The organism is Dokdonia sp. R86516, from assembly GCF_044596715.1.
Lineage (GTDB): Bacteria > Bacteroidota > Bacteroidia > Flavobacteriales > Flavobacteriaceae > Dokdonia.
In genome coordinates this window covers 1,776,096-1,793,173 of record NZ_CP138998.1, presented here as the reverse complement: position 1 = coordinate 1,793,173, position 17,078 = coordinate 1,776,096, and the positions used below count along the sequence as shown (strand labels likewise).

Annotated in this window: 19 protein-coding genes; 16 read left to right on the top strand and 3 right to left on the bottom strand. The window is 36.0% G+C overall.

The window, feature by feature from the left end; translation table 11 throughout:
* The first annotated feature begins 97 nt into the window (after positions 1-97).
* The 9 genes from SJY23_RS08155 (at position 98) to SJY23_RS08115 (ending at position 7,633) form a co-directional block, all read left to right on the top strand.
* Entirely contained in the window at positions 98-661 is a 564-nt protein-coding gene (locus tag SJY23_RS08155; protein WP_396595970.1) for a hypothetical protein, read from the top strand.
* Between the two features lie 198 nt (positions 662-859).
* The gene (locus SJY23_RS08150; protein WP_396595969.1) at positions 860-1,675 is read left to right on the top strand and encodes a hypothetical protein; all 816 of its coding nucleotides are present in this window, start codon (positions 860-862) and stop codon (positions 1,673-1,675) included.
* Positions 1,676-1,828: 153 nt separating this feature from the next.
* Complete coding sequence (locus tag SJY23_RS08145) at positions 1,829-2,560, top strand: hypothetical protein (protein WP_396595968.1); 732 nt, start codon at positions 1,829-1,831, stop codon at positions 2,558-2,560.
* A gap of 108 nt (positions 2,561-2,668) precedes the next feature.
* Positions 2,669-3,277, top strand: coding sequence for a hypothetical protein (locus SJY23_RS08140; RefSeq protein ID WP_396595967.1), 609 nt, complete (start codon positions 2,669-2,671; stop codon positions 3,275-3,277).
* Between the two features lie 74 nt (positions 3,278-3,351).
* Positions 3,352-3,969, top strand: coding sequence for a hypothetical protein (locus tag SJY23_RS08135; protein WP_396595966.1), 618 nt, complete (start codon positions 3,352-3,354; stop codon positions 3,967-3,969).
* Between the two features lie 66 nt (positions 3,970-4,035).
* A complete protein-coding gene (locus SJY23_RS08130; protein ID WP_396595965.1) occupies positions 4,036-4,512 on the top strand; it encodes a hypothetical protein in 477 nt (158 codons plus the stop codon).
* 63 nt (positions 4,513-4,575) lie between these two features.
* A complete protein-coding gene (locus SJY23_RS08125) occupies positions 4,576-5,088 on the top strand; it encodes a hypothetical protein (protein ID WP_396595964.1) in 513 nt (170 codons plus the stop codon).
* A 4-nt stretch (positions 5,089-5,092) separates the two neighbouring features.
* Positions 5,093-5,968, top strand: a complete 876-nt coding sequence (locus SJY23_RS08120; RefSeq protein WP_396595963.1) for a lysostaphin resistance A-like protein — start codon at positions 5,093-5,095, stop codon at positions 5,966-5,968.
* A gap of 210 nt (positions 5,969-6,178) precedes the next feature.
* A complete protein-coding gene (locus SJY23_RS08115) occupies positions 6,179-7,633 on the top strand; it encodes an FAD-dependent oxidoreductase (protein WP_396595962.1) in 1,455 nt (484 codons plus the stop codon).
* On the opposite strand, the gene SJY23_RS08110 is transcribed toward SJY23_RS08115, so the two are convergent.
* Positions 7,630-8,304: a class I SAM-dependent methyltransferase gene (locus tag SJY23_RS08110; protein WP_396595961.1), complete on the bottom strand. Its 675-nt coding sequence runs from the start codon at positions 8,302-8,304 to the stop codon at positions 7,630-7,632. The two genes, SJY23_RS08115 and SJY23_RS08110, sit on opposite strands and share 4 nt — an antisense overlap.
* An 806-nt stretch (positions 8,305-9,110) precedes the next feature.
* Between SJY23_RS08110 and SJY23_RS08105 the strand changes: the two genes are divergently transcribed.
* The 7 genes from SJY23_RS08105 to SJY23_RS08075 all read left to right on the top strand — a co-directional run bounded on the left by SJY23_RS08105 (position 9,111) and on the right by SJY23_RS08075 (position 15,693).
* A complete protein-coding gene (locus SJY23_RS08105; protein WP_035334437.1) occupies positions 9,111-9,443 on the top strand; it encodes a helix-turn-helix transcriptional regulator in 333 nt (110 codons plus the stop codon).
* Between the two features lie 48 nt (positions 9,444-9,491).
* A complete protein-coding gene (locus SJY23_RS08100) occupies positions 9,492-9,959 on the top strand; it encodes a DUF6428 family protein (RefSeq protein WP_035334439.1) in 468 nt (155 codons plus the stop codon).
* Positions 9,960-9,984: 25 nt separating this feature from the next.
* The gene (locus SJY23_RS08095) at positions 9,985-10,617 is read left to right on the top strand and encodes a low molecular weight phosphatase family protein (RefSeq protein ID WP_396595960.1); all 633 of its coding nucleotides are present in this window, start codon (positions 9,985-9,987) and stop codon (positions 10,615-10,617) included.
* A 1-nt stretch (position 10,618) separates the two neighbouring features.
* Positions 10,619-11,665 (top strand): ACR3 family arsenite efflux transporter, encoded by a 1,047-nt coding sequence (gene arsB / locus SJY23_RS08090; protein WP_396595959.1) that lies wholly within the window; start codon positions 10,619-10,621, stop codon positions 11,663-11,665.
* A 188-nt stretch (positions 11,666-11,853) separates the two neighbouring features.
* Entirely contained in the window at positions 11,854-12,405 is a 552-nt protein-coding gene (locus tag SJY23_RS08085) for an NUDIX hydrolase (protein ID WP_396595958.1), read from the top strand.
* A complete protein-coding gene (locus tag SJY23_RS08080) occupies positions 12,396-12,701 on the top strand; it encodes an immunity 53 family protein (protein ID WP_396595957.1) in 306 nt (101 codons plus the stop codon). Before SJY23_RS08085 ends, SJY23_RS08080 begins: the two co-directional genes overlap by 10 nt.
* A 280-nt stretch (positions 12,702-12,981) precedes the next feature.
* On the top strand, positions 12,982-15,693 hold the full coding sequence (locus SJY23_RS08075) for an ATP-binding protein (RefSeq protein ID WP_396595956.1): 2,712 nt from the start codon (positions 12,982-12,984) through the stop codon (positions 15,691-15,693).
* 68 nt (positions 15,694-15,761) lie between these two features.
* Here the strand turns inward: SJY23_RS08075 and SJY23_RS08070 are convergent, their stop codons facing one another.
* Together SJY23_RS08070 and SJY23_RS08065 are read right to left on the bottom strand one after the other, a co-directional pair.
* Entirely contained in the window at positions 15,762-16,400 is a 639-nt protein-coding gene (locus SJY23_RS08070; RefSeq protein ID WP_396595955.1) for a hypothetical protein, read from the bottom strand.
* A 9-nt stretch (positions 16,401-16,409) separates the two neighbouring features.
* Positions 16,410-16,988 (bottom strand): hypothetical protein, encoded by a 579-nt coding sequence (locus SJY23_RS08065; protein WP_396595954.1) that lies wholly within the window; start codon positions 16,986-16,988, stop codon positions 16,410-16,412.
* Between the last annotated feature and the right edge of the window lie 90 nt (positions 16,989-17,078).

The window sequence follows — 17,078 nt, the reverse complement described above, 5'->3', positions numbered from 1 at the left end:
TCATCGTAGGGTCTTCCTGATTTTATGATGGCAAAGGCTTGTTTTAAGAGCTTGTTTTTAGCGCTATGTTTCATACACGAAACCATTATAAAACAATATGAAAAAAACTCTGATATTAGTAATAATGATTCTGACATCTAATTTAGTTGATGCACAGTTTGTAAAGGAAAAGTCAATAAACGTCCAAATCGGATATGGACTGAGCGCGCCGAATAATAGCGTTGGTGAAATAGTAGATGATGGATTTTTTGCTCAAGGAGAATTAGTACTAAAAGTTACTTCTTGGTTTGAGTTAAGACCATACACCGGTTTAATTTTAACTAACTCAAACGGAAAAGACTTAAATGACAATCCAACGGACGAAAAAGCTGAATCAAAAGCCTTTTTATTGGGTGGAAAATCAAGAGTTAGAGCTCCAATTCCCTGGGTTGCGCCTTATATCGAGATCGGCATAGGAACTTCCATTGGGAAATTTGAAACATTTACGGCTTTCAACAATATTGATAAAAGCGGAATAATTTACCACATACCTTTTTCCTTAGGATTAGAATTAGGACGAAATAACAATGTTGACTTAGGATTCACCTATTACTTTCAGCCTTCTGTTGAACAGTATTTTGGAGCATTTGCAGTCGGAATAACATTTCCGTTGAATAATTAACGTTTTACAACACAGAACTGAATTGAAAAACAAGCCTACTTCGACTGCGCTCAGCATATGCATTTGAACTAATCTTGATAGATGATTTTCGAAGTAGAATATTACTAATCTGTCGATGGCAAAGGACTGTTTTAAGGACCTAATTTTAGTGCTATGTTTCATACAAAAAGCCGCTGTGCACAATTAAAAAACTACAAAATGCAAAAATTAATAATATTTCTATTTTCAGCAACAATTGCTTCTTCTCAAAACAAAGAAACTAATAAGATCCTAGAAGAAGGAAAATTGCTTTTCAGGTTAGAAAAAGGTTCTTGGTATGGAACTGATGATGTACTTGCGAGATTCAAAAATAAAAAAGATTCTATTGGTGGATATTTATCTTATGAAACAGATTTTCATCAAATAAATACGATTTTTTTTAGCAGATATAATTCGGATGAAATTTTAGTTCGTTACACATTTGATAGCCTTCCAACAGTAGAGCCACTCAAAATCGACACAACAAATAATATAGCATCTGCCCTGGAAAAGAGTTTAATATTAATTAGCCTAGATGCTAGAGATAGAGCGTCATCAAACGATGATAAATTTTTCTCATTTTATGAAAACGCAGCATTAAATTTTATTCCAATAATCAAAGAAAAGGAAAAAAGTGTTTTTGTTTTGACTGGACCGCAAGTTGGCGGAGTTGTGCTGATAGGAAACGATTATAAATTGAGCTACAACAAAAAAAATGAGCTTGAGAAGAAAGTAAAAATTCATAATTCAATATTACAATTCCCGTATAATTTAGGTGATAAGGCAAATAAAACAATTCAAACATATCATTCACACATTGTAACTGAGTATATTTCATCAACAGATATCTGCACATTACTGCTCTATAAAAATTATGTTGAATGGAATAAACACATTGTAATAGGTAAAAAAGAAGTGTCAATTTTTGACATGGAAAAAGAAGAGCTATTTACAATGAAAAGAAAAGCATGGGAGAAGATTGCTAAAAACAAATAGCTAGTTAAACCTTTAACCTCATTTAATAAACCCGATTCGTTGCAAGCAATATGCTTTGCATATCTTTAAGAAGTCAACAAATTAATGACTAGACCTTCACATTATATCTTAATTATCCTTTTTTTCAGTACTTATTGTATTGGACAAACATCAATGCAAACTGAAATAAGACGTATTGATTTGCCAAAAGATTTTATTTTAAAAAATGAAATAGCAAAAGAAATAATCGTGACAAAGAAAATTAATCCTGGTCAGGATTTTTCATATGTTGAAAAAACTATCTACACTTTTCCAAAACAATCATTGATCCGGACAAAACGATATAAAAATTCCAAATTAGAATCAACAAAAGAATTTTCTATAGACTCTCTAAATAGAGTTATAAAAAACATCGTGAGATTTAAACATAAAGCTTTGGGTTGGCAAACATCAAAATATGAAACTATTTATCGAACGAAAACAAAAGATTTAAAAATGCTAAATCTAGATGACTCCGTGAATTATATAATGAGAGTAGTTTTCGATGAAAATGACAATCCTATTGAAATCAAAACTCTTAATAGCAACGATGAATTAATTGGATTATCTACAGCTGTCTATGATTATGATAACAATAGCTTTATTTATACTGTTTTCAAAAAAGACGGTACAATAGTTTTAAATAAAAATGAATACTTTAAAAAAGATTACGAAATACAAAGAAATGAATTTGGGGATTTGCAAGAATTTTACTGGCCAACATCAAGTTCTAACATTAAATATATCATTGAATATAAATATGATGACAAAGGAAATTGGACAAAAATGAAGAAGTTACAAATTGATGGAAAGAAAAAGAAAACAACCGAAATCATAAGTAGGAAAATTAAATACGCAAAAATCTAGCTGCCACTAGAATTATGCTAAGAATCTAAAAACTCATAGTTTTCACAACCCTAAACCCACCACCACATCTTTGAAAAATCAAAATCCTTTTTATACAGAATCGTTTTTATGATTTTTTTTATTGTACTCGCCAAAACTTGCGTTTCAGACTATATACATGGTGGTGATGAGTATAAAATAAGCGAACTAGAACAAATGATTAGTGAGAACACCGTTGTCACTGCAAGCTTATCAAATGAATACACAGAGTCCACAGTGGCAAGTGTGGTCAAGCTTTATAAGTTTGACTATAGGTTTGATCTCAATGGCCAATCTTACACTGGTAAAATCACGCTCAATGCGGTACCTAATACTAGCAAACTAAACATCTATTACCTAAGCGATGACCCTAGTATCATCGCTGCAGATCCTTATGAAGCTATCGCAAGAGAAAAGGAAAAAGGAAGCTCCATCACTGAGCTACTCATAGGGATTGTTTGGGGAGTGCTCGCTATCGTATTATTAATCTCCTTGATAGCTACCATAAAAAGCACAAAGACACCCAAAGACCCTACTAGCGAGACTAAAACAGCTCCTAAAAGCATTAAAACTCGCACAAAGAAGAAAAAAGCAGCACCAGTTCCAGAAATCACACCAGAAGAAGAACGCCTACGCGCTCTTGAAAAAGAACGTATCCGTAAAGAAAAGGAGGATCCATCTAGGTTTATGCCTAGGTAGGTAAATGGGATAAGACCACTCCAAAATACTTTAATTACCAAATGAACAATCATTTTACAATCAAAATAACCGTTATGAAAATCAAAGAAATATTTACACTCCTTTCTATACTATTAATATTTGGGTGTGAGAATTCAAACGCTCAAATAAAAAACAGCGATTCAACTTTAGAAGAAGAAAAAGTTTACGGAGACTTTAATGGTGATGGCAAAAAGGAGTATGCTTGGGTAAAAGCACCTGAAAGGCTTGATGACTATGATATAGATTGGGGAGAAGAGGATGTTAGAGGAGATTTGGCATTTTATTGTCCAGGTGGTTGCAACAGCATAATTTATTTTTCAGACAGAAGTATTGTACCAATTACTATAGAACACTCTTTTGGTGGAAGTTTGGAAAATTATGGAGATTTAAATAATGACGGCTCAGACAATCTCGGTTTTTGGAATGCAAATATTGCAGTATCAGGAACTGGAAGTACTCTTTACGTCTTTAAAACAAAGAACAGTGAGCAAAACTATAGCAATTCTGAAAGCAAAGACTTCTTATTAATTGAGCCAATTTATGTGAAACTTGATGCAATGGGATATCACGATATTGATACTGTTATTAAAAAACTAGATGGAAATAGACTTGAAGTAACCGAGGTTATTAGTTTTGATAAACCTATTAAAAAAATCATCCAACTGAAATAGAGCTTCAGATAATTAATAAACTAATTATAAAGAAGCTTTTTGGGTTAAATAGATATTAGAGACCAAATGAAAATAATCTTAGTCATACTACTGTTAATCTTATTTAACTCTTGCGACAACACTCGTGAGTTAGACGGCAAATGGGTTATTACTAAAATGACTTACAACGGTGAAGAGATATATCCAAAAACTATTTCAGAAAATTTTAGAATTATCGTAAACATCAATGGTTATGAAGGTGCAGAAAGAATTCAATTTAGAGTAGAGGACTCAACAATAGTTTTTCCAGGTTTTAATACTAATGAAATTGTGGCTAATTTTAGTTTATCATCAAAGAAATTAAAAACTAGTTTCAATGACTCCAACCAGATTCCAGATACCTCATCACTAAGAGCTGATGCTATTTTTATTCAAGATTATGATATCATTGATTTAGAACATAAATTAAAAATGGGCTTAAAATCGCAAAAAACAAAAATGATAATCATCAAAGAAAGTTACTTGATAGAACAGCAAACAAGAAATATAACGAACAACCTCTAGACAAACAGTTCATATTATTTAATTGCAAACCTCTATCAATTGAAAAAACACCTCCTTATAATATTGACCTTATTTATTAGCCTTCAAAGCTTCTCTCAAAGAAAATATCAAAAGAGTGAGTATTCTAAATATCTAGAACAACACCCTTTCGGCTCAATATCTGAGAATTATGTATTAATCCTTTCTGGATATTTTGATGATTGTGGAGAATTTGGTGGGCACGAAGAAACCATTGAACTTACACGAATTGACAGAAAACTAACGGCCATTATCACCATTTTTGATAATAATTGTAATGGCAATACCGCAGCAAAATTAGATTCACAGTCCTACTTAGTTAAAGAGGCTACTGTACCTCTTTTTCAAGATTACTTAAATCAACTATTGACAAAGAGCTTAGCTTATTATATTCCTTTTCATGCAGGAAACACCTACACAGCAATTTTAGATTTCAAAAAGATCAATGATAGTGAAGAGCTTGATGATACTTTTAAAAGAGTACACCTTGTATATCCTAGTGTATGCTCAAAATGGCCTGCCTTCGAAAAACTAAAGCACAACATCATCAATCAATAACTAAATGCCTCAAAACACCACACCTCAACCTCACATAAACAAGCACGAAGGCTGGATACGAGTGCTTGCCATTATCATTCCTTACCTATTTATTGTTGGTATATTTCAGCTTATAGGCTACTATGTTATTGGTATCGATTATAATGAGCTTCCTACCCAGAAATCTCCTTTCCAGTTATACGTAGGCTCCATATTTTCACTCATTGGGACGTTTATGGTGATATGGATTTTTATAAAATTTGTGGATAGAAAACCTTTTATCGAGTTAGGTTTTGCGCTCAAAAACAGGAAGAAAGACATCATCGCTGGTCTACTTATAGGCGCGGCAATCATGGCGCTGGGTTATCTTATCATGTTATCGATGGGCGAAATTCAATTTAAGGGCTTCCATTGGGACGCTACACAGCTGCTATATGCCATCCTCACGTTTGTAAATATTGCGATATTGGAGGAGGCGCTGCTGCGCGGTTACGTACTACGCAACCTGATGACTTCTTTTAATAAGTACATCGCTCTTATTGTATCGGCGCTGTTGTTTTCATTGCTTCACGCAGCAAATCCTAATGTAGATATGTTTGCGCTAGCCAACTTATTTCTAGCGGGTATTTTACTAGGGATTTCATATGTGTACACTAAGAATTTATGGTTTCCTATCGCGCTGCATTTGAGCTGGAACCTTTTTCAAACCTTATTTGGCTTCAATGTAAGTGGTATTGATTCGTATCATCTTATTGAAATTAGCATCACAGAAAATAACCTACTTAATGGCGGCCTTTTCGGTTTTGAGGGCTCCATATTTTCTATCATTTTTCAGGTGATTACTATTATACTCATCGTGTGGTATTACCAGAAAAATAAGGACTCTTCAGTGCTAGAATAATAAACTATTTTCTACTATTACATATCGATTTCATAAGAGCTTATGGGGAATGAGTACGCTTTCGCGAAAGCGTGATTAACCACATCAAACCTCTTTCATCATCATAAAATTTAGAAATTAAACAGCTCGGTGCGCTCTAAAAATGCCACCTTACCAACTAAAATAAGTACCTTATCCCACAAAAGAATAATCAAATAGTACCCCAAACGAGTGAACACCTCATCACCTACAAATCCAAGTTGGACCACCTGTACTGCGTGTAATGGGCAGGGAAGTAAAAGTCAGCGACTTCGTAAGAAAGTGCGCTTAGCTTACCAGCGAGCGGTTGCGGAGTATGAGGAATCAGATAAAAAAGGCATCGCTCCCACTCGACCAAAAAGACACCAAAGCAAATGCATTGCATGTAACGGCTCCGGTATAACCCCAGCACCATCTCCACCATCACCAGATACAGAGCACTATCCTCATGTGGCAATTATAGGTGCTGGCATAGGAGGTGTGGCGCTAGCGGTGGCTTGCTTACATCGTGGGATTCCGTTTACACTATATGAACGTGATAAGAGTTTTGACGCACGGTCGCAAGGCTACGGCCTTACCTTGCAACAAGCGAGCAAGGCAATCGAAGGTTTTGGAATCACTCAGTTAGATGAGGGAATTGTATCCACTAGGCATCTCGTTCATACTCCAGAAGGAACCGTCGTAGGAGAATGGGGCATGAGAAAATGGATGGAAGAAGAAGATGATGCAAACCCGAAGCGCACAAATATTCACATAGCTAGGCAATCATTACGACTTGCGTTGCTAGAACAACTGGGCGACTCACCACATATACAATGGGGACATCAATATGTAGAACACAGCAGCGCTCAAGATGGAACTGTAGCTATAAAATCCCAAGTAGATGGAAATATTAAAACCACAAACGCCCATCTCATTGTAGGCGCAGACGGCATACGCAGCGCAGTGCGCAATACCGTTATAGACGAGAAAACGTCACCATTGCAATACCTAGATTGTATGGTGATCTTAGGTATTTGTTCACTAGATAAACTAGATGATGTAAAAAGTACCCTACTAGATCAAGCAACGGTTTTTCAAACGGCAAATGGTCACGAGCGTATCTACGTGATGCCTTATAACAAAGATGCTATCATGTGGCAGCTTAGCTTCCCCATATCAGAGCAAGAAGCAATGGCGCTTAATACTGCCGGTCCCGCAGCACTTAAAAAGGAAGCTATAAAGAGAACGCAATGGCATGAACCTATCCCACAAATCATGGCAATGACTCCAGAAGCCTTAATTTCTGGCTACCCTGCATATGACAGAGCATTATTAAAATCTGAAACTTTGCAAAATGCTGGGGCAATCACGTTGCTAGGCGACGCTGCACACCCTATGAGCCCTTTTAAAGGACAAGGCGCAAACCAAGCACTTCTTGATGCGCTGGCGCTAGCCAGAGCAATATCGGCAGGCTGTAAGCCTGGATCAAACTGGAAAGAAAGAGGATTAAGAGAAAACGTACTCAACACTTTTGAGGAAAGCATGCTAGAACGCACCGCCTCAAAAGTAACCGACTCCTCAAAGGCAGCTGCTTTTTTACATTCTCCTATAGTACTTGAAAAAAACAATGCCCCACGCGGAAAATCCTTTAGAAACAAGGATTAAAACATCGTATAAAGTGCCGTTACAATTCGTCCTTTGCCATCACTTGGATGAGTAACACTCAGCTCTCGTTCTTTCATAACCTTCATATTAAAAGGCGACATTAACAGCTGGACACCACTTTTCTTCTTCAATCGAGTTCCCTGACCAGAAATAATATCTTGATTAGGTGTAAAATCACCACCGGGCAGATGTTCAGTAAGAATTACATATTTAAAAGAAGCCAGTTTATTTACAACACTCGCTATCTCAAGATTAGATAAATGCTGTAATACTTGTCTTAAAATCACGCAATCGCCCTCAGGAAGTATATCTGTAGCTATGTCTAGGCATTTAAAACTGAGTCGTTCATTTTTAAAGGTAGCATTATTGTGCTTAATAAGCGCCGACACAATATCTACACCTGTATAGCGCTGTGCGTAAGGAACAAGCTTACTACCTATATTAAAATCTCCACAACCCAGATCACATACTGCAAGTGGCTTTTCAAAAGAACTAAGAAATGCCGTGACTGCCTCCACATATGGAACAACAATCTCAGGATGGTGTGATCCTTCACCAGAGTAAAAAGTAGAAACACCAGCTCCCCACAGCTTCAAATCATACACCTGCTCCATCGCCTTTTTTGTAGGCCATGGTTTTTTAGCTTTCACCGAGAGATTATCTTTTGACATTTAAAACGTTTATAAAGTTCAAAGTACTAACATCTATTCTTCACCTGCAACCCATCAAGAAATTTGGATTAAAATATCGCTATGGTAAATTCGATGTTAGCATTGATGTATCACGCTTTCGCGAAAGCGTAAACTACAAATTATTACTCATAAGAAAACAATAAAAGTTCCTCTGCAAAGAGGAGTTCAAGAAGATATTTACACAACTGAACAATCAAAAGTCCCTCTTCGAAGAGGGATTTAGGGAGATGTCCGCAAAGAGAAGCTCAATAACAACTTACCATAAATAAAAACTAAAAACCCTTGCTCTACAAAGAGCAACCCACATGAAAAAATAAGAAGTCCCTCTTCGAAGAGGGATTTAGGGAGATGTCCGCAAAGAGAAGAATACCATATCCTAATAATTCAATTCAAGAAAATGTCCGCACAGAGAAACTCAATATCAACTTACCATAAATAAAAACTAAAAATCCTTGCTCTGTCAAGAGCAAAATGCAACCCACAAAACAAATAAAAAGTCCCTCTTTGAAGAGGGATTTAGGGAGATGTCCGCACAGAGAAGCACAATAACAACTTACAATAATTAAAAACAGGAACCCTTGCTCTACAAAGAGCAACCCACATGAAAAAATAAGAAGTCCCTCTTCGAAGAGGGATTTAGGGAGATGTCCACACAGAGAAGCTAAACAAAATTTATCTATACTTGGATTAATGGAGATATCCACAAGAGAAAACTAAAATTAACACACAATTGCATAACACCTTATCAATTAATCGTAATATTGCAATCAACAAATAAGTCAATCATGGGATTAGCAAAAACTGAGATGTTTACAGATGAGCAAAATGAGATTTCTCTTTTTGCCAAAGCTTTTGGTCATCCAGCTCGAGTATCTATACTACAGCATTTATTTAAAATAGATTCTTGTGTATGCGGAGACCTAGTTGCCGAAATAGGGCTTGCACAACCTACCATCTCACAACATTTAAAGGAACTCAAACTTTTGGGCCTTATTAAAGGAAATGTAGAAGGTACGAGTGTGTGCTACTGTATAGATAAAGAAAATTGGACAGCCATGAAAAATGTAATGGCAGCTTTTCTTGACCAAGATCTAAAGAGTAGCGGAGAGTGCTGCTAAAAAAAATTACATTTATTAATCGCATTATCGCAATAAACAAATAGCATTATGAAACTATCACAAATTAAAACAGCTTTACAAGAGTTAAAAACCATTTCTTTCCAGTTGCCAGATGGCTCTTTAGTTCCTAATCACTTTCACGTTACAGAAGTGGGAAAAGTCACTAAAAACTTTATTGATTGCGGAGGTACCGTACGTTATGAGGAAGTTGCAAATTTCCAACTTTGGAATGCAGATGATTATGATCACAGACTTCACCCAGAAAAGTTACTAGATATCATCCAACTTTCTGAAAAGATGCTTCACATGGGAGATCTTGAGATTGAAGTAGAGTACCAAGCAGACACGATTGGGAAATTTGGGCTTGATTTTGATGGCACTTCATTTTTACTCACTAGCAAGCAAACAGATTGCCTCGCAAAAGATAATTGTGGTATTCCTGAGAAGAAGACCAAGCTACAATTTGCTGATATACCAGCAGGAAGTTCTTGCGAACCAGGTAGCGGATGTTGCTAACAAATCTCTTATAAATATTGTCATCATGGCTATAAATAGAACGGCACTATTTCCAGAAATAGTAACAACAATAGAAGGATTATCTACAACTTCGATATCTGAGCAGCGCAAAGCAGTCTTGCAACCACTAGCAGATTATATACAATCTAAGGCTTCTAACAAAGAAGCCATTAGACTTAATTTTATTTGCACGCACAACTCACGGAGGAGTCATCTATCGCAAGTATGGGCGCAAGCAATGGCCGGCTACTTTGATATAACAAATGTGTCTTGCTATTCTGGTGGTACGGAGGCAACAGCACTCTTTCCGATGGCAGCACAAACACTTGAGGGCGCAGGTTTTCAAATTGTGGTTATGTCACCATCTGAAAACCCAGTGTACAGCATCAAATATGGAAGCAATGAGCAGCCAGTAATCGGATTTTCAAAAACAATGGATCATGATTTTAACCCTAGTAGTAAGTTTGGAGCAATAATGACCTGTTCTCAAGCAGATGAAGGTTGTCCTTTTGTGCCAGGTGCAGAAAAACGTTTTCCTATTACTTATGATGATCCAAAAGCGTTTGATAACACTCCGCAACAGGCAGAAAAATACCAAGAACGAAGTCTACAAATCGCAACCGAATTACTATTTGTATTCGCTCAAATAAAACCATAGCATGGCACCAAAGAAATTAAACTTTTTAGATAGAAATCTTACGTTATGGATTTTTGTAGCGATGGCTATAGGCGTTAGTCTGGGGTATTTTATCCCTTCTTTTCCAGATGTCATAAATTCATTTAACAGCGGAACAACAAATATCCCTATCGCGATAGGATTAATATTAATGATGTATCCACCGCTTGCCAAAGTGAATTATGCACTCTTACCTAAGGTATTTAAAAACACAAAGATTCTTTCTATCTCGCTATTACTTAACTGGATTGTAGGTCCAGTGTTGATGTTTATACTAGCGATTACATTCCTGAGGGATTATCCTGAATATATGGTCGGGCTTATTTTAATAGGTCTTGCGAGATGCATCGCTATGGTACTAGTATGGAATGATCTCGCCGAGGGAAGTAGTGAGTATGGTGCAGGGCTTGTCGCACTTAACAGCGTCTTTCAAGTGTTTGCATATAGCTTTTATGCCTGGTTGTTTATAACGGTCCTTCCACCCTATTTTGGATTTGAAGGTGCTATAATTGATATCTCTATTGCAACCATAGCAGAGAGCGTAGCCATATATTTAGGAGTACCCTTTCTATTAGGTATCGCAAGCCGACTTATCTTGGTTAAACTAAAAGGAGAGTTTTGGTATACAAACACTTTTATCCCTACCATATCACCGTTGACGTTAATTGCCTTACTTTTTACCATCGTTGTGATGTTTTCTCTTAAAGGGGAACTCATAGTTCAAATACCTATGGATGTTGTCATTATTGCAATACCATTGCTTATATACTTCACATTGATGTTTATTATAGGTTTCTTTGTGACCAAAGCAACTGGCGCAGAATATGACAAAACAACTGCGGTTGCTTTTACAGCCGCAGGAAACAATTTTGAACTTGCCATTGCAGTAGCCATTGCCGTATTTGGACTTAATTCAGGGCAAGCATTTACAGGCGTTATTGGTCCGCTAGTAGAGGTGCCAGCGTTGATATTACTAGTGCGCGTTTCTTTCTGGTTACGTAAAAAATATTACAAGAAAGCTGCAGTATAGTACAAACTTATTACAGTAAAGGAAGAGAGGTTTACTTAAATATAAGTAAACCTCTTTTTTATTTAATGTTAACTAGGAGTCGGTAATCTTTTCTTTCAAACTCCCTAGCGCTAAGTCATTTTAGTTCACAAAAGCCGCTTTGCGTGGGATTCAGTGCTTACTTTTGCAAGTTCATAGAATTACATTTTGTGCGACATCTAAAAACTCACTTTCACCCTGATATCACCACGCTAGATAATAAAAAAATTATACAGCGATTGAGTACCAGAAGTATTACTACACAAGGTAACCGCATCTTGCTCATGTATACAGATCGATATGAGGATTACAGTCTTCCCGGTGGAGGTCTCGATGAAGGTGAAGATATAATTGTTGGGATGATGAGAGAACTCAACGAGGAGACTGGTGCAGGGGGAATACAAAACATAAAACCCTTTGGGATTTATGAAGAATATAGACCTTGCTATAAATCAGACTATGATGTGCAGCACATGATTTCATATTGCTACACTTGTGACGTTAATCAAACGCTGGGGGATTCAAGACTAGAAGATTACGAGAAAAATAATGGAATGAAGGCTGTCTGGATAGATATTAAAGAGGCGATTGCTCACAATGAACATACGATAGCAACTAGTGACAAACAAGGAATGTCTATCGTGAGAGAAACCTATTTACTCACTCTTATCGCAGCACAGCTTGACAACCATAACCACTTACAAAAAACAACATGGAGATAATAGACTGGATACAAGATTGGTTTAAAGGAAATTGTGATGGCGACTGGGAGCAAGGAGAAGTTATCCAGATCACAACATTAGATAATCCAGGATGGGAACTCGAGATTGACGTCTCAAACACATCCCTAGCTATGATCACTATACCGTGGATTCTTAATGAAAACAGTAAAGATGATTGGTATGGTGTAAAAATTGAAAACCAAAGATTCAGCGCTTCAGGTGATGTTGGAAAATTGAAATTTCTACTAGGTCTTTTTAGAGAAACTGTAGAGAAAATTGAGGGTATCGAAGCATAAAACCTTCAGACAATAATTCACTTTCTATTTATAAATAATTCCAACCCTCTTTGACTTAGCGGCGACTTTATTGGGTACGCTTTCGCGAAAGCGTAAACTCGTTCATGGTCACTCAGAGATTACCTTTCCTTAATACATTAACAACACGGCAATCTTTAGGAGCAAACATTGTAAATGGATTAATAATGAGCTTTTTAGACCCTTATTCTAGGCTAATTTATTGTCAAAAAATAAAAAAAGTAATACTTTAGAATTTCTAGCGTAGGCACACTATTTATTAATGAGCAATTTCATAAATCGTTTTTTAAAAAAGTCGGAAGCTCCTCTTTCAGAAGAGGGAAGCTCTGATCAATACGTTGATTTTTTAGCGCATTTTTATAATCAAGGATTCAACTCTGATAAACTAGATGAAATAAAGAAAAAGGTAAAAGAAACAAGCCTAAGCGCAGATGAAAATACTGCACAATTTCAGCTAGTTCATTTATACCTCACCATCGAAAACTATTTATTAGTTTATGATGCTGGTTTTTTAGGGTCTAGAAGTAGCTTAAGAAACGAGTTATCATCTACATTTCCGGAAATTGCTAGCACGCCTCCATTTAAGGTTCTTGAGGTACAAGACCGTGTTCAAGAAATCAAACTTGCTTATACATTTGCTCTATATTGTTTTGATAAAGCTACTACACTTGTAAACTATTTTAGCATATTATCACCTGAGTTCACCATCAAAAAGGAAATAGACTATAGCCTACTTAAAGAGGATATGGTTCACTATTTATCTTGCAGAAGGAAGATAAGAGAATACATAGAACAGCTGCATGTAGAAATTACCTCAAAAACAATAAAGAATAGCACTACGTATCCTTATGAAGAATGGTGTAACGACTTCCAGAATTACTTTGAACACCTTGAGACGGTAGATAAAATAACATATTACATACCTGAAAAAGTAGTAGAAAAGAAAGCTACTACTGTGAGTGCACAAATTACAGCGCCAACCCGAAAGGAAGCACCTGCAATTATAACATCGCAAGATCAGGAAGGTAGCACCTTATTATTTTCTGCACTAGAAAATATGCTTGATAAAGCAATAATTTTTGACAGCTCAGGAAAGATTTTATATGGCAATTACAAGGCTAGAAAAGTTTTTCAATTAAAGGACTTGGAGGCAAACCCAAAAAATATTTATGACCTACTTCCTCCTAGTGTAGGTCTGCAATTACAAAGAGATATTGAGGATATCGCTTACTCCCACGATAAAGAAGTGCTAGGCGTACGCCGTGACATTACCATCACCACGGCAGATGGAAAGAGTGAATATTTTGAAATTTCGACATCAAATAACTTCTCTGAGAACACTGATACGTACAGTATTTTTCTAAAAAATATCACCAAGAAAAAAGATACACTAGAGACCATTAATAAAGAAATGGAGCATGCTCAACGTGCTGCTAAAGCCAAAGCTACCTTCTTATCAAATATGAGTCACGAGATAAGAACACCTCTTAATGTAATATTAGGTCTCGCAGATATTATTAGTAAAAGTGATAATGAGGATCAAGAGCTTTTTAAAAAGAACATAGAGGGGATTGATTTTTCGGCAAAAAATCTTTTATCTATTGTTAATGATATTCTTGATTTTTCTAAGATAGAAGCTGGAAAACTATCCATTCAATCTTATGACTTCAATATAAGAAAAGTGATCATTTCGCTCGCCAATGGTTTTGCTTCCAAAGCAAACGAAAAAGGTGTCGAGGTGCAGACGCTGATAGATCCCAAAGTTCCTGATATTGTCATAGGTGATCAATTTAGACTCAACCAGATTCTCACTAACCTTATAGGTAATGCCATAAAGTTTACAAATGAAGGAAAGATCGAAATTATTGTAAATGCAATCGCTACAGATGAAGAAAATATCGATATAAGCTTTGAGGTAAAGGATACAGGAATTGGCATATCTGAAGATAAAATTAATAGCATATTTGACAGTTTCTATCAAGTGGAAGAAACTGAAAATTCCAAAGTAGGCGGCACTGGATTAGGCCTTGCTATCACCAAAGAACTTATAAATCTACAACATGGTACATTAACGGCTAGTAGCACACTTGGCGTGGGTTCTAGTTTTTGTTTTACAATACCACTTCTTAAAAGTAAATTGCAAAGCACTGAGGAAACCGTAAAAACACGCACCTCAAATGACAAGCAACTTCAAGGCCTAAAAGTGCTCGTTGCAGAAGACAATACCATGAATCAGTTTTACATTTCTCAACTTCTTAACAGGTTAGGGATTGATGTCGCTATGGCTTCAAATGGACAAGAAGCTGTAGAAATATATAAAAATGCTCCAAAGGGATATTACAACCTCATCCTTATGGACATGCATATGCCTATTCTAGGCGGCATAGAAGCAATATCTGCGATTAGAGAATCAAGAAAATATGCTCTAAAAAAGACACCCATAGTCATCTGCTCTGCCGATGTTTTTCCAGAATCAAGAAAAGAAGCAATCAAAGCAGGCATTGACTTTTACCTTACAAAACCACTTGAGGAAGATGCTCTTAAAGAAGTGCTTTATTGGCTCATCTCTAACGAAGATTTGTATGATTTAGAATCATCTACAACAAGCGACAAGTCCTTAAGCAGTGTGGTAAATATGAGTAAGTTGAGAGAAACGTTTGACAATGATGAAGAATTCATCATATCATTACTAGAAGTATTTATAGCAGATACCCCAAGCGATTACAAGAGTCTTATTACATGTATGGAAAGAGGTTTTTATCAAAGAGCTAGTGGCCTTGCTCATAAGATTAAATCTAGTTTTATGAACCTCGGAATGACTCAACAAGGATATATCTTACAGCAAATAGAGAAACACACTACTCCTTCGGGAACTATTGAAACTGCTCAAAAATATGTAGAACAACTACAACAGATATATACTAAATCGCTTCTTGATGTAAATATTATACTTATAGAATTAAAGAGAGGATAGTAGCTTACTCTTCTTTTTAGAAATCTGAGAATCACTTAGCATCACAACAAAAAGCCCTCAAAATAAAATCAGAAGCCATACGTAACACCAATACTCATAGCTTGATTACCAAAGGAGCTATTAAAATTTTGAGAAAATAAATTATAAGGTGTAAAGTAATAATTCATCATTAGACCTATATAGCTGTGCTCAAAGGCAAAAACTGTGATTCCTAGTCCTGCACTTAAAAACATAGTCTCACTGCCATAAAAGTTATCGTCACTATCTTCTGGCACATCCGGTTTCATAGTATCCGTTTGCAAGAAACTAAAACCCGTTCCCACACGAGCTTCTATAAACGTACGGCTATCTATTCTTTCAACTCGATTTATAAAAGCGCCTAGATGACCACTTAATGAATTTATTCGTCCTCTAACAACACTATCACCCGCCATAATAAAAACACGCTCATTAGATTGAGGAAAAAATAGGGTAAGCGACGGGTCTAATCGCCATTTATCATTAAGCTTAATGCCTCCTGTAATACTTAAATAAGAGCTTGTGTTAATTGCTTTCTTAAGATTTGATATAGGAACATATGCACCTACTGAGAGGCTTATGTGAGCTCCCAGACTACCCTCTTCTGGTAAAGAAGCTTGCGAAATACTCCTACCCACTACAAACAAAAAAACTACCAGTGTTGTATGTATGATTTTTACAATTCTCATAACACCACATTATCTGATTCTAGAAAAACTATGAACCGTATTATATGAGACTCCTGCCCCAAAAATGAGCAACAACGCACCTTCTGAGGAATATGCATAATTTACAAGAAGATTACCTTCTTTAGTAAGTCCTATTCGTGTTTTACTAGCTGTACATCCACCCAGTATATATGGAATGCCAGTACAGTCAAGGTTTTCACCTTTAAAATGAAATAATCCATTTCCTTTTAACCTACCTGCAATCACTGTAGTATCTACTGGATTACCATCTTTTAAAAGAACTGCCTTTAAGTTTTTATCATTTACTAGCTTTAAGGTAATTGTATAATTAGACAAACTATCATATTCCTTATCATCTACCTCAAGATGCCTAAAGGCTTTGTAATAACCGACCTCATAAGGCTCTTGAACATCGCCCTTGCGATCGTATCGTTGTAAGACGTGCATATCATAAGTACCACTTAACAAAGTTATCGATGCTGCATCTATCTTATTCTTTGCCTTGTTAATCATTCTAGGGCTGTATGATGCACAACTTGTCATCATGAATAATAAAACAATAACGGTTCCCTTTGCAAATATTTTCATAGTAGTATTTTTTAATTACTACTGTAAATCTATTGTACTTTTCACACCACACATGGTGTGTTTTAAGTATTTATACTTATATTTTTGTGA

Coding starts and splice junctions, on each gene's coding strand:
- SJY23_RS08150 (WP_396595969.1), top strand. CDS start 860: ATGCAAAAATTAATAATATTTCTATTTTCAGCAACAATTGCTTCTTCT.
- SJY23_RS08130 (WP_396595965.1), top strand. CDS start 4,036: ATGAAAATAATCTTAGTCATACTACTGTTAATCTTATTTAACTCTTGC.
- SJY23_RS08140 (WP_396595967.1), top strand. CDS start 2,669: ATGATTTTTTTTATTGTACTCGCCAAAACTTGCGTTTCAGACTATATA.
- SJY23_RS08075 (WP_396595956.1), top strand. CDS start 12,982: ATGAGCAATTTCATAAATCGTTTTTTAAAAAAGTCGGAAGCTCCTCTT.
- SJY23_RS08120 (WP_396595963.1), top strand. CDS start 5,093: ATGCCTCAAAACACCACACCTCAACCTCACATAAACAAGCACGAAGGC.
- arsB (WP_396595959.1), top strand. CDS start 10,619: ATGGCACCAAAGAAATTAAACTTTTTAGATAGAAATCTTACGTTATGG.
- SJY23_RS08155 (WP_396595970.1), top strand. CDS start 98: ATGAAAAAAACTCTGATATTAGTAATAATGATTCTGACATCTAATTTA.
- SJY23_RS08105 (WP_035334437.1), top strand. CDS start 9,111: ATGGGATTAGCAAAAACTGAGATGTTTACAGATGAGCAAAATGAGATT.
- SJY23_RS08145 (WP_396595968.1), top strand. CDS start 1,829: ATGCAAACTGAAATAAGACGTATTGATTTGCCAAAAGATTTTATTTTA.
- SJY23_RS08100 (WP_035334439.1), top strand. CDS start 9,492: ATGAAACTATCACAAATTAAAACAGCTTTACAAGAGTTAAAAACCATT.
- SJY23_RS08135 (WP_396595966.1), top strand. CDS start 3,352: ATGAAAATCAAAGAAATATTTACACTCCTTTCTATACTATTAATATTT.
- SJY23_RS08065 (WP_396595954.1), bottom strand. CDS start 16,988: ATGAAAATATTTGCAAAGGGAACCGTTATTGTTTTATTATTCATGATG.
- SJY23_RS08070 (WP_396595955.1), bottom strand. CDS start 16,400: ATGAGAATTGTAAAAATCATACATACAACACTGGTAGTTTTTTTGTTT.
- SJY23_RS08110 (WP_396595961.1), bottom strand. CDS start 8,304: ATGTCAAAAGATAATCTCTCGGTGAAAGCTAAAAAACCATGGCCTACA.
- SJY23_RS08080 (WP_396595957.1), top strand. CDS start 12,396: ATGGAGATAATAGACTGGATACAAGATTGGTTTAAAGGAAATTGTGAT.
- SJY23_RS08095 (WP_396595960.1), top strand. CDS start 9,985: ATGGCTATAAATAGAACGGCACTATTTCCAGAAATAGTAACAACAATA.